Origin of the sequence: Hyphomonas sp. (assembly GCF_046313975.1) — a bacterium.
Lineage (GTDB): Bacteria > Pseudomonadota > Alphaproteobacteria > Caulobacterales > Hyphomonadaceae > Hyphomonas.
Genome location: NZ_JBKBXB010000011.1, coordinates 19,506 through 32,084, shown reverse-complemented (window position 1 = coordinate 32,084; position 12,579 = coordinate 19,506). Strand labels below are relative to the sequence as shown.

12 protein-coding genes are annotated in these 12,579 nt (G+C 62.3%); 9 read left to right on the top strand and 3 right to left on the bottom strand.

Annotated elements, in window-relative coordinates:
* Window positions 1-4 precede the first annotated feature (4 nt).
* Window positions 5-1,405: a peptidoglycan DD-metalloendopeptidase family protein gene (locus ACK4TE_RS05965; protein WP_409910573.1), complete on the bottom strand. Its 1,401-nt coding sequence runs from the start codon at window positions 1,403-1,405 to the stop codon at window positions 5-7.
* Window positions 1,406-1,606: 201 nt separating this feature from the next.
* Between ACK4TE_RS05965 and ACK4TE_RS05960 the strand changes: the two genes are divergently transcribed.
* From ACK4TE_RS05960 to mnmA, 9 genes are all read left to right on the top strand, one after another.
* On the top strand, window positions 1,607-4,918 hold the full coding sequence (locus ACK4TE_RS05960) for a YdbH domain-containing protein (protein ID WP_409910572.1): 3,312 nt from the start codon (window positions 1,607-1,609) through the stop codon (window positions 4,916-4,918).
* A gap of 76 nt (window positions 4,919-4,994) precedes the next feature.
* Window positions 4,995-5,186: a YnbE family lipoprotein gene (locus ACK4TE_RS05955; RefSeq protein WP_409910571.1), complete on the top strand. Its 192-nt coding sequence runs from the start codon at window positions 4,995-4,997 to the stop codon at window positions 5,184-5,186.
* A 23-nt stretch (window positions 5,187-5,209) separates the two neighbouring features.
* Complete coding sequence (locus tag ACK4TE_RS05950; protein WP_409910570.1) at window positions 5,210-5,560, top strand: YdbL family protein; 351 nt, start codon at window positions 5,210-5,212, stop codon at window positions 5,558-5,560.
* Between the two features lie 39 nt (window positions 5,561-5,599).
* Entirely contained in the window at window positions 5,600-5,836 is a 237-nt protein-coding gene (locus tag ACK4TE_RS05945) for a hypothetical protein (RefSeq protein ID WP_409910569.1), read from the top strand.
* 55 nt (window positions 5,837-5,891) lie between these two features.
* Window positions 5,892-6,566 (top strand): histidine phosphotransferase family protein, encoded by a 675-nt coding sequence (locus ACK4TE_RS05940; RefSeq protein WP_409910568.1) that lies wholly within the window; start codon window positions 5,892-5,894, stop codon window positions 6,564-6,566.
* Between the two features lie 97 nt (window positions 6,567-6,663).
* Window positions 6,664-7,029 (top strand): response regulator, encoded by a 366-nt coding sequence (locus ACK4TE_RS05935; protein WP_409910567.1) that lies wholly within the window; start codon window positions 6,664-6,666, stop codon window positions 7,027-7,029.
* 70 nt (window positions 7,030-7,099) lie between these two features.
* A complete protein-coding gene (locus ACK4TE_RS05930; RefSeq protein WP_409910566.1) occupies window positions 7,100-7,936 on the top strand; it encodes a CheR family methyltransferase in 837 nt (278 codons plus the stop codon).
* 124 nt (window positions 7,937-8,060) lie between these two features.
* A complete protein-coding gene (locus tag ACK4TE_RS05925) occupies window positions 8,061-9,701 on the top strand; it encodes a SulP family inorganic anion transporter (RefSeq protein WP_409910615.1) in 1,641 nt (546 codons plus the stop codon).
* Between the two features lie 84 nt (window positions 9,702-9,785).
* A complete protein-coding gene (mnmA, locus tag ACK4TE_RS05920) occupies window positions 9,786-10,967 on the top strand; it encodes a tRNA 2-thiouridine(34) synthase MnmA (RefSeq protein ID WP_409910565.1) in 1,182 nt (393 codons plus the stop codon).
* Between the two features lie 6 nt (window positions 10,968-10,973).
* Here the strand turns inward: mnmA and ACK4TE_RS05915 are convergent, their stop codons facing one another.
* Both ACK4TE_RS05915 and greA read right to left on the bottom strand, forming a co-directional pair.
* Window positions 10,974-12,047, bottom strand: a complete 1,074-nt coding sequence (locus tag ACK4TE_RS05915; protein ID WP_409910564.1) for a mitochondrial fission ELM1 family protein — start codon at window positions 12,045-12,047, stop codon at window positions 10,974-10,976.
* A gap of 11 nt (window positions 12,048-12,058) precedes the next feature.
* Window positions 12,059-12,532: a transcription elongation factor GreA gene (gene greA, locus ACK4TE_RS05910; protein WP_409910563.1), complete on the bottom strand. Its 474-nt coding sequence runs from the start codon at window positions 12,530-12,532 to the stop codon at window positions 12,059-12,061.
* Between the last annotated feature and the right edge of the window lie 47 nt (window positions 12,533-12,579).

Genomic DNA, 12,579 nt, shown 5'->3' with positions numbered 1-12,579 from the left:
GGGATCAGGGGGTGGGCGGGGCGGCAGCTTCGCCGGACGCAGCGGAAACCGTCAGGGCAGCTGTTGCGATCTGGGCACCTTCTGCGGCGCGCAGTGCGTCAACCATAGCCTTGTGGGTCTTGAACTCTTCCATGATTGGCGCGTCTTCAACGAGCTTGCGGCCCGTCGGCAGTTTCAAAGACATGGCGTTGACCGGCTTACCATTGACATAGACTTCGTAGTGCAGGTGCGGACCCGTGGAAGCGCCGGTAGAGCCGACATAGCCGATGACCTGCCCCTGCTTCACCTTCTGGCCGGATTTGAGGCCCTTTGCATAGCGCGACAGGTGGGCATAGGCCGTCTCATAGCCCTTGGAATGCTTGATCTTGATGTAGTTACCATAGCCGCCATTCCAGCTGGCGCGCTGCACCGTACCGTTGCCGGCCGCATAGATGGCTGTGCCTGTCGGCGCGGCGAAATCGGTGCCCTTGTGCAGCCGTGTGTAGCCGGAAATCGGGTGGCGGCGGTTGCCGAAGTTCGAGGAGATGCGGGCCCCGTTGATCGGCGTTTTCATCAGGAACTTGGTCGCGCTTTCGCCGTTCTGGTCATAATAGTCCGCGATGCCATCATCTGAAGGTGTGAAGCGGTAGAAGCCGCGCTGCATCGCCTTGCCGTTCAGCGCGGCATAGAGGATGTCGCCATTGCGCACGCGGTTTCCGCGCTCATCGTAATAGGTTTCGAACAGGATTTCGAACCGGTCGCCGGGATGGATCTCGCGCTGGAAGTCGATGTCGTAAGCAAAGGCGCTGGCAAAATCAGCAACCTGCTGGTCTTCCGCGCCGCGGGCTAGTGCGGCCGAGTAGATGGAACTTTCGATCTCGGCTTCGACGCGCATATAGCCCGGTGTCAGCTTGGCGTAGAGGGGCAGGGCCGTCCATGTATTGTCGCTCTTGCGGGTGATCAGCACACTGCGGTCTGCATCCGCGCGCACCGAGACAGCGGTCAGCGCGCCATCCTCGAACCAGGCTTCCGCGCTCGTCTTGCCGGGCAGCAGACGTCGGCTGTCGATCAGGTCCTTGCCGTTCAGTGTGTGCAGCGCCGCGTTCGCTTCGCGCATCGGCGCGCCGATGCGGGTCAGCAGGCCGGTCAGGGTTTCGTTGCGCTCAAGCTTGCCTTCGCTACGCTCGACGACAGGCATTTCGACTGCGTCCCATGCGGTTACGAGGCGCGCGGCCAGCGGCACGGGGATGGCGGCTTCTGCAGTCTCGCTGAACGGGGTATTCGTCCGCCCGGCCATGACGAGGCCGGCAACTGCGGATGCGCTGCCAAGCACGGCCAGAACGATCAGGCTCTTGATGCCTTGCGAGAGGCGCCCCTTCGCGGGGGCGGCATCGTTGGCAGGTTCAGGCGTCTCGATAGGGCTCACTACTCGGTTCCTGTCCAAATGACGCCCCCCGCTTCGGGCTGGCACACCGGCTGCACGCCACACTTAATTCCCTGTTTCCGCTTAAGGATCAAAGAATTTGCGGCATAAGGTTTGGATGCCAAATTAGGACTTTATGTCGTAGCAAACGCAAGAAGCAAGCCGGTCGGCCCAGTGAACACAGATGACTCTTTGGAAAGCAAGGTGGCTGGAAAGCCGCCCCCGCCGCGTCGCGGGGGACGCCTTTGGCATGTCCTGGCAGGCTTTGGAGTTGTTTTTCTTGGTGGTTCGCTGCTGCTCTGGCTGGCCCGCAAACCCGTGGCCGAGCAGGCCCTGGCGGCCTGGTGCGCCGACCGCGGACTTGAGTGTGACGCAAATTTCACCGAACTCGGCACAGGCGGAATAACGCTGACTGCCCTGAAAGTCGGCTCTGGCGGCAAGGTCGCGGCGGATGCGGGCGAAGTCCAGGCAGGGCTGCGCTGGAAGGGGCTGTTCACGCCGGAAGTCACCGGCGTAACGGTTAACGGATTGTCCCTGCGCGGAACAGTTGATGAAGCCGGTGTCCGCTTCGGCGGGCTGGAGCGCCTGATGCAGCCAAGTGGCGGCGGCGGCGCGGTGCCGCCCGTGGATATCCGCGATGCACGTCTGCTGCTCGACACGCCATCCGGACCCGTCGCCGCGACGGTCAATGTCACGGGCACCTTGCCGCGCAATGGCACGGTTTCGGTGAAGCTCGATCCGGGCACGCTGGACGGCCCGCAGTCGCAAGCGGTCATTGAGGAGGGCCGCATTGATGCCCGCATGACCGATGGGGCAATCAACGCGGAACTTGGCGTAAAGATCGCCGAAGCAACGTTCACGGATTATCGCGCAGCCGGTGTGGATCTGATCGCGCGGGCTGAACTGGAACTGGACGCCTCGCGTCCGGCAGTACTCGAATGGTCCCTGCGTACCGCAGACTTTGCGATGCCGGATATAGAGGCGTCCAATCTTACCTCATCAGGGCGGATTGATTTCCGCACATGGCCCGGCCTGACGCCGGTTTCCGTGCTGTCGGCGATGTCGGATGCCGCCCTCCGCGCAGAGGCACGGAATGCGCAGCTCGTCGGACGGCGCGTAGAAACACTACAGCTGAAAGCTGAACTTGCAGGAGTTGGCGGTGAGGTGGCAGGGCCGCTAGTCCTGACCGCGACCTCGCTTGCAGGCCCGGAGGGCAAAGCCGGGGAACTGACGCTCGCAGGAGAAGTTCTGGCAGGCCCGCGGCAACAGTTTGGCTTTGATGGCGCACTCTCCGTGAGCGGAGCATCCCTGTCCGGCGATATCCGCAGGCAGGCGGGATCGCTGTTCAACTTTCCCGGCGTGCTTGCAGGCCATGCCGGAGCGCTCCGGCAGGCGCTCGACCGCGGGCTCTCGGCATTCGATGCAACAGTCGGGATTGGCCTCGAAGGCCAGGGCGGCCGGTTCGTTCTGTCTGGCACTGGCGACAGCGCGATAGAAGCGGCCTCCGGTCTCAGTCTGAGAATTCGCTCAGTGGAAGGCCAGCCCTGGCTGGCGGCGGACGGCAGCGAGGTCAGTGCGCGTGGCAACCTGGCGCTGTCTGGCGGCGGCGCGCCATCCGCTTCCCTTGCGCTTCGCCGGTTCGGCCTCAGCGCCGATGCCCTTACCCTGATCGCCGACACGGTTATCCTGTCCGACTGGACTGTTGGTGGACGGATGATGTCTGCGGCGATGTCTGATGTCCGGATCGGAGCTGAGGCGGCAAATCTCGAATTCTCCGGAATGGGCGAGTTCGAATTTGCGGGCGAAGCCGCAGGTGTCACATTTGCGCCGACACGGATCACCGGCGGGTTGGAAGGCGCCCGAACGGAGGAAGGCTGGCTGGCGCAGGCTGCAGGCGCGCCCTGCCTTGCCGTCGACTCGGACGGTCTCGCCGTCGGTGCGATCCGGATCGATCCGGCGCACATCGATATCTGCCCGGTCAACGGACGGTTCATGCGGCAGGGTCCGAATCCTGCCGGGGCTGCAACGCTTGGAGATGTACGCCTGCCGTTCACGCTGGAGTCCGGCCGCGGCGAACTGATCCTGACCAGCGCTGTGGTCGACTGGACGCTGGACAAAGCCTTCTCGCTGACGGTGGATGCGGACAGGCTCAGCCTGCCGCTTGTGCTCGGAGAGCGGACCCTGACCATAGACAGTGCCCTTCCCGGTATCGGCGCGGTGACCGGCAAAGGGCCCGCCGCAATCGAGGCGCATCTGGGCGCGACAGAGTTTGGCGGCACGCTCGTGCCGGCAAAGGTTACGGCCCGCGAGTTTGTCTTTGACGGTTTCAGTGCGCCCTCGGGTATTGAAGGGGCAGTCTCTGCCAGCGGCGTGCTGATCGAGGATCTCAACGAAGACGAGATCTACCAGCCCATTCTCGCCGAGTTTGCGGGAGCGCTTGCCGACCGGCAGCTGTCATTCACCGGGCCGCTTGCCCTGCAAAGTTCCGGAACCGTGATCGCGGATGCCGTGCTCGACATGGATATCGTATCGCTGAATGGCACCGCGAACGTCACGACACGGAATATCGTGTTCCGCGACGGCGGCTTGCAGCCCAGCATGATCTCGGACCGGTTGACCGGCCTGTTCACGAAGGCGACCGGCCGGGTGGATGGCACGGCGGACTTCACGATCGAGAGCGGCGCTATCGCAGGCGTCGCCAAGGCCGCGATCAGCGATTTCGGTTTCCAGACGACGCAGCTTGGCCGCGTCTCCGGCTTTTCCGGCACAATCGAGTTTGCCGACCTTATGAAGCTGACCACGCAGCCGTCACAGGCCTTCACGCTGGCAAGCGTGAACCCGGGCATTCCGCTCACCAATGGCCGCATCATTTTTGACCTGCAGGACGGCCGTGTCCTGCATCTGGAAAGCGTCACCTTTCCGTTTGGCGGCGGCACGCTTGCCATCGCGCCGTTCGATTGGGAACTCGACAAGGGTTTTGAGTCCCAGGTCGTGGAGGTGAATGCGGACGGGATCGAACTCGAGCAGCTGGTGAATATCTTGAAACTGCCCGACACAAGGGCGAGCGGCACGGTCAGCGGCATCTTTCCAATTGCTTTCAGCGGCAGCAGCGTCTTCATCCGCAATGCCCGCCTCAAGGCAGATGATCCGGGCGGCAACCTTTCCTATACCGGCGGCGCAGCGGGCGCCGCCGCCGAGCAGGACACCAGCGCAAACCTTGCCTTCGAGGCATTGCGGGACCTGCGGTTCAATGTGCTGGAAGTTGCCGTCAACGGCGACCTGGCCGGACAGATTCAGGCGAGCCTTCTGATCGCCGGGCGGAATGTGAACCCGCTGCCGATGGGGCCGCGCCTTACCCTTCCGGCAGGGCAGGCCTTTGAATTCAACATCGGCTTCGATGTGCCTCTCGGCAAGCTGCTGGAGGAAAACCTCGGTGTGCTGACCCAGGAAGACCTGATCGATGCGACCCGCGACCTGCTGGAAGAGGAACGGCAGAACGGAACGAAGTCTGAATGATGAACAACGCCCCGGTCGATTGACGTTAAGGCCCGGCATGTCATTCTCTCCATGTAACCCTGAGGAGTCCGCCGATATGGCCTACCAGAGAGTCCTGCTTGTCGCGGCCAGCGCCGCTGTCCTGGCGGCCTGCACGCCGACCATCCGGATCGAGCCGTCCGACAAGCCGATCAAGATCGATCTCAACGTGAAGATCGACCAGACCGTGCGCATCCAGCTGGAGCGCGAGGTCGAGAACCTCATCAATTCCAACCCTGACCTGTTCTGATTGCGAATCCGGGGAGACAATCCATGACTGCCATTCGCCCCCTTCTTCTTTCGGTTACCTTGGCGCTTGCCGCGCTGGCCTTCGCCCCTTCCGCCTCGGCCGGCGACCCGCAGATCGACGCCGCCATCAGCGCCGGCGAGATCGGTGAGCGGATTGACGGCTATCTCGGTGTGGTGACGGCCTCGCCTGACCCATCGCTGGTCCGAAAGGTTCAGGACATCAACAACCGCCGCCGCGCCGTCTACGAGCAGACGGCCCGCGACAATAATACGACGGTTCAGATCGTCGCCCAGCTGACCGGTGAGAAGCAGATCGCCAAGCTGGAGGCCGGTCAGTACTACATGGATGCTTCCGGCAGCTGGAAGCAGAAATAGGCTTGCAGTGCGCCCGCGGAGGACTAGCTTCGCGGGCGCATGTCACGCCCCCTTATTTTCTGGATCACTGTCGGCTTTGTGGCCCTGGGGGCTATCCTCTGGGGCGCAACGCATTTCTGGGAAGGCCTCGGGGCCGGCATGTCCGGTCACGGCTGGTTTGCCTACATTCTGGGCGGGGTGCTGACACTGGGCCTGTCTGCAGGCCTGTTCGCGCTCAGTTTCTACAGTTCCCGTCACGGGCATGACGATATCGACCCGCCCGGCGGCGCGCGTTAACTTCCTGTCACCCACACTTGATTGACAGGCCGGGCGGAGCACCCGATTCTGCAGCATGGCTGACACCAGAGACGGGCTGAAACCGATGAACCTTGATCATACGCGCTTCGCCGCGTTCCTCGCTGCGCGGCTCTGCCACGATATCGTCTCGCCGGCGGCGACGATGTCCCTGTCGCTGGAAATGCTCGACAGTCCTGGCAGCCCCGAGGAAAAGGCCCATTCCGAACGCACGCTTCGGGAAGGCGCCCAGAGCGTTGCGGCGACATTGCAGTTCCTGCGCTACGCTTTCGGCTCCATGGGGCTGCAGCCCGGAACAGCGGATGTGCACCAGTTCCGCAAGCTGACAGATGACTATGTCCGCTTCCAGAAGCCCAGCATCGAGTGGGATATCGGTTCGACAGAGCTCGGCTTCGGTCATGCCCGGCTGATCATGAACCTCGTCATGGTGGGGCTCACCTGCCTTGTGCGGGGCGGGGTGATCCATGTCCGGGTGCGCGAGGAGGGCGGCGTGAAGAACGTGGTCCTGACCTGCAAGGGCGACCGGGTGATCCTGAAGGAGGATGTGGCCCGGGCTCTGGTCGGGGATGAGCCTGAGAGCGGCTGGCGGCCGGAGAATATCCAGCCCCTGTTCGCCAAAATGACCTGCGACGGCCTTGGCGGCACGCTGACGGCAAGGGCAACACCGGACGGCGTCGTCATCATGGCCACGGGCCTGAAGCCCCAAACATGATACTGGTTGCAATTCGTTAAGCTCTGGTGAGGGTTTGTTAACACGTCTGAGGCACCCCTGACTCCGTGTGACATCAAGCTCAGCGGACCCGCGCCCCATGAAGACCTGCCTCATTGTTGACGACTCCCGGGTTGTCCGGAAGGTTGCGTCCCGGATCGTGCGCGATCTTGGCTTTGCGGTGACCGAAGCGGCCGAAGGTTCCGAAGCGCTGGACATGTGCAGGCGCGCCATGCCGGACGCCGTCATTCTCGACTGGAACATGCCGGTCATGAACGGGCTCGACTTCGTCAAGGCGCTGCGCCGGGAAGAAGGCGGCAAGGCCCCCCGCGTCGTGTTCTGCTCGATCGAAAACGATGCGGAGCATATCCAGGAAGCCATCCGGTCGGGCGCTGACGAGTTCATCATGAAGCCCTTCGATGCCGACATTCTCGAGAGCAAGTTCGCGGAAGTCGGCCTGATCTGAAGTCTTTCTTAAGATCGGGGCACATATTGGTAACGATCGGGGTACGGAGCACCCCGAAGCGGAGCAGGGAATGCAGGATACAGTTTTCAATGCGCTGGCCGACCTCGCCCTCAGCACGACGGGTCAGGCGATTGCGCCTTCGAAAGCCTACCTGATGGAGGCGCGCTTGGCTGCCATTGCGCGCCGCGAAGGCTTCGGCACACTGGAAGACCTCGTCCACTGCCTCGAGTCGCGCCAGAACCCTGTATTCCGCGCCGAAGTCGCCGCCGCCCTTCTCTCGCGCGACACCTGGTTCTTCCGCGACCGGGGCTCACTGGAAACCTTGCTGCGCACCAAACTGCCGTATGCGCTCTCTGCTTCGCCATCGGGCCGTGTCCGCATCTGGTCTGCGGGTGGCAGCACGGGGCAGGAGGCCTACTCCCTCGCCATGCTGCTTGAGGACGATCCGCTGTCGGGCGCCAAGATTGAAATCCTGTCGACCGACATCTGCAAACAAGCGACCGAGAAGGGCCGTCTTGGCATATACGGCCACTACGAAGTGCAGCGCGGTCTGCCGATACAGCGCCTGCTGCAACAGTTCTCCCGCCTCGACTCGGGCGACTGGCAGGCGTCCGAAGCGCTGCGCTCACGCGTCAGTTTCCGCACGCACAACCTGATCGAGCCCGCTGGCGGTCTCGGCAAGTTCGACATCATCCTCTGCCGCAACGTGCTCTCCGGCATGGCCCGGCCGGCGCGTGTGCGCCTCGCCGAAAGCCTTGCCAACCAGCTCTCCGCAGGCGGCACCATCCTGCTTGCCGAAGGCGAAGCGCTCTACGGCCTCACCGACCGGCTGGAGCCCTCCAACGACCTGCGCTTCGGCTGGGTCGCGGCGGGTACAGCGAATGCCCGGGCGATTTCAGCCGCCTGATTTTTATGAATTTTTTTTGACAATTGCTTACAATCACAGCGGTATTGTTGCAATGCAGCAATCAGTCCGTATGACAGCGCTTTGACTTTTGACTGCTTGATTGGAAATCTTCTTGAGTAAATCGATGTTCTCGGCGTTTGCCCAGCGTGTGACGGCTTCGCTGAAATCCGGGAATGGGACTGCAGCCCTTTCTCTTTCGCAAGGCAAAACAGAACTCCTCGCTGGGCTTACGGTTGCCTTGGCGCTCGTTCCCGAGGCGGTCGCCTTTGCCTTTGTTGCGGGCGTGACACCGCTCTCTGGTTTGTATGCGGCGTTCATCGTTTGCCTTATCACCGCAACTTTCGGAGGCCGCCCGGGCATGATTTCCGGCGCAACCGGCGCGCTTGCCGTGGTTGCTGTCGGTCTCGTGCATGATCCGCGTGTCGGGGACCAGGGGCCTCAATACCTGTTTGCCGCAGTTGTCCTGATGGGCATTCTCCAACTGTTCGCCGGTGTTTTCAGGCTTGGAAAGTTCATGCGGTTGGTGCCGCATCCGGTAATGCTGGGCTTCGTGAATGGCCTCGCTATCGTGATTTTCCTGGCCCAGCTTGGACAGTTCCAGGTGCCCGGTTCTGCCGAAGCCAGCGGCCACGGCTTCGCAAACGGCGAATGGCTGAGCGGCGCACCTCTGGCGATCATGCTTGCCCTGACAGTGCTGACGATGGCGATCATATGGCTGATGCCGAAATTCACGAAAGCGGTTCCTGCGCCACTCGCAGCCATCGGCATTGTTGCAGCGATTGTTGTCGGCTTCGGACTCGACGTTCCCAGCGTCGGAGATCTGGCCTCAGTCAAGGGCGGGTTGCCAGAGTTCTCGGTGCCCATGGTGCCGCTGAATCTGGAAACGCTGCGGATCATTTTCCCTTATGCCTTTATTCTTGCTTCAGTTGGTCTGATTGAAAGCCTTCTGACTCTGAACCTTGTCGGTGAGATTACTGGCAAGCGCGGCGGCGCTTCGCAGGAATGCCTGGCGCAGGGTGGGGCCAATGTCGTTACCGGCTTCTTTGGCGGGATGGGAGGCTGTGCGATGATTGGCCAGTCGATGATCAACGTGAAAGCAGGAGGCCGCACGCGACTCTCAGGCATCGCGGCCGCATTGCTGCTGCTGTTCTTCATTGTGGCAGGCTCAAGCCTTATCGAAATGATTCCGCTGGCCGCGCTCGCGGGCGTCATGTTCATGGTTGTGATCGGCACCTTTGCCTGGCAGAGTCTGCGCATCATGACCCGCATCCCGAAGATGGATGCATTCGTGATCATTCTCGTCACTGGCGTTACGGTCATCTCGGACCTTGCGACTGCTGTACTTGTTGGTGTCGTAGTCTCTGCCCTCAGCTATGCTTGGAACAACGCAAAACGCATTCGTGTGATTGAGCGCGACAGTGTCCGGGAGCCCGGTGCTCATGTATATGAAATCGAAGGGCCACTCTTCTTTGGGTCTACCGATGGCTTTGCCCAGCTATTCCATCCTGAGACCGATCCGGATGTAGTGATTGTCGACTTCATGCGTTCGCGAGTTGTGGACCAGTCGGCCCTTCAGGCCATTGAAGATCTTGCCGCCCGTTATGAGGCGCACGGCAAAACCCTTCGTTTGCGCCATCTCAGTCGGGACTGTCACAAACGGTTGAAACGTGCGGGCCAGCTAGTGGTGCAGCAGGATGATGATCCAGATTATGGTCTGGCAGTTGACTATGACGTCCGTACCGGGATTTTCGCGGGCGCGCACTGATAGACTCGCAAATGGTGCGAGCATCGACTATATCCCGATTACCAAAACTGCTCCGGGCCTTGAACCCGGTGGGAGTGAGAGAATATGACGACCGATACTTCGTGGCCGGACGGCCGCCTGAACTCGCTTGGGTTTGCCAAGCCTCCCCATGCAACACGGGTTGTCGCTGCCATGTCGGGCGGGGTGGACTCGTCCGTGGTCGCCGCGATGCTGAAGGCCGAAGGCTATGATGTCATCGGCATCACGCTGCAGCTCTACGACCATGGCGCGGCCATCGAGAAGAAAGGCGCGTGCTGCGCCGGGCAGGACATTCACGACGCGCGCAATGTGGCCGACCGGATTGGTATTCCGCACTATGTGCTGGACTATGAAAGCCGGTTCCGCGAGCAGGTGATGGAGGATTTCGCCGAGACCTATCTCGCCGGCTCCACGCCGATCCCGTGCATCCGTTGCAACCAGACCGTCAAGTTTTCGGACCTCCTGCGCACCGCGAAGGAACTCGGCGCCGATTGCCTTGCGACTGGCCATTACATCCGACGCACGGAAGGCCCGGATGGACCGGAGCTGCACCGGGCGCGCGATGCGAGCCGCGACCAGTCCTATTTCCTGTTCGCCACCACGCGCGAACAGCTGGACTATCTGCGCTTCCCGCTCGGCGATCTTCCGAAGACGGAGGTTCGCGAACTGGCGGAGAAATTCGACCTGCCGGTCGCGGCAAAGCCGGACAGCCAGGACATCTGCTTTGTGCCCGAAGGCTCGTATGCGAAAGTTGTCGAGAAACTGCGCCCCGGTTCAGGCCGCGCCGGCGAGATCGTGCATCTCGATGGCCGCGTTCTGGGCGAGCATGAAGGCGTGATCCACTACACGATCGGCCAGCGTCGCGGTCTTGGCGTTGCGACCGGCGATCCATTGTTCGTGGTCAAGATCGATGCCCCGAAACGCCGCGTGCTGGTTGGCCCGCGCGAGGCGTTGATGACGCGCGGCCTGTTGCTGGAAGAACCGAACTGGCTGGGGGCAGGGCGCCTTGCAGACGCCGCCGCAGAAGGCGCGCGCGTGCTGATCCGTGTGCGGTCCACCCGCCCGCCCGTGCCCGGACGCCTAGGGCTTGAGGACGGACGGCCAGCGGTGTTTTTCGACATGCCGGAAGAGGGCGTGGCGCGTGGTCAGGCGGCGGTGCTGTACGATCCGGAGGGGTCAACACGCATCCTCGGCGGGGGCTTCATCGCGCGGGCGCTACCGGCGGATGAGCGCGTGGCGCTCGCCTGACCCGGATCAATCCATCCAGCTGGGCATGACAAACCCGCTGCCGAAGGCCGGGGCCGGGTGGCGCTCCAGAAGTTTCTCGACGATGAGGTCGGCCACACGGTCCGCCTCGCGCAGGGGTTCGTACGTCCACTGATCGATGCTTCCGGTGAAGCGCCGCGCTGCGCCGCGCGCAATCAGTGTTTCGTGCAGCCGGTCGAACTTCTCGGCTTTGCCCTCGAGCGGCACGATGTGGACGGGCAGGCCGTGCCAGGCGGCTTCGGACAGCATATTGGCACTGTCCTCGGTGACCAGGGCCACCTTCGAGAACATCAGCCAGGCAAGGTAGGGATTGGGGCCATCCTGCGCGCCGGACCAGAAGAGATTGCCCGTCTCGTCCGCCATCTTGCGGAACTGCGCGATGATTTCGACCGGTGTACGCCGCGATGCCGTGATGCGCAGGCGCCAGCCTTGCTTTGACAGGTCACGAAGCTGAACTGCGAGTTTGGAGGCGACAGCAGGGGTGAACTTGTGCGTCTTTGAATGCCCGCCAAGGATCACGATGGCGCTGCGGTTTGTATCATCCGCCAGCGGAGTAAACAGCTGGCCTGCTTCTTCCAGCCGGTCCGGCGAAAAATAGGCGGGCGATCCGATGGTCGTCACCACATTGTCACCGGCGAGACCGTCATGTTCCGGCGTCACGACCAGATCGAAGTTTGATGGATCGATGTAAGGATCGAGCACCTGAATGGTGAAGGTCTGGCCCTTCGACTGTTCACGGACGAGTTTTGTAAACGCCGCCGATCTGCGCCCCGCGGCAATCCACAGGGTCGGCCAGGGCGGCGTCATCAGCGCGCGCTGGGCTTTCGGCAGGGATTGCAGCGGCGCAACCCACTGGTCCGCCGGGAACCAGGTCCACGGCGCGCCGGGGGTCAGCACCATCGGCTCGGCCCGGTGCGCCTCGCCGGCGATGTGCGCAATGCGCATCCACCGGCCGGGCTCACCCAGTGCGGAGACAAGCGCGCGCACCTGAGAGGCGTTGCCGGCGCGTCCGTCCGATACCGCCCAGACGGAAGGCCCGAGCGATCCCGAGAGTGAGCCCATGACGCGGCCTCTTACTTGTAAACGACTTTGGCAACCTCATAAGCGCGCGCGCCCGAGGGCGCAGAGACTTCCGCCTCGTCGCCTTCTTCCTTGCCGATCATGGCGCGGGCGAGCGGCGAGGTGACAGAGATCTTGCCCTCTTTCACGTTTGCTTCGTCCTCGCCGACGATCTTGTAGGTGAACTTCTCTTCGGAATCGACGTCGATAATCGTGACCGTCGCACCAAAGCGGATTTTCTTGCCGCCGAGCTTGCTGACATCAATGATGTCAGCCCGGGCAAGCTTGTCGTCGAGCTCGTTGATACGGCCCTCGATGAAGCTCTGCTTCTCCTTTGCGGCGTGATATTCCGCGTTCTCCGACAGGTCCCCATGCGAGCGCGCCTCGGAAATCGCCGCGATAATATTCGGGCGTTCCACGGATTTCAGCATTTTGAGTTCGGCCTGAAGCGCAGCATGGCCTTCGGCAGTCATCGGGATGCGTTCCATCGTGAGTTTCCCTCATCTTGAGCGGCGAAAAGCGTGTGTTCAAAAAA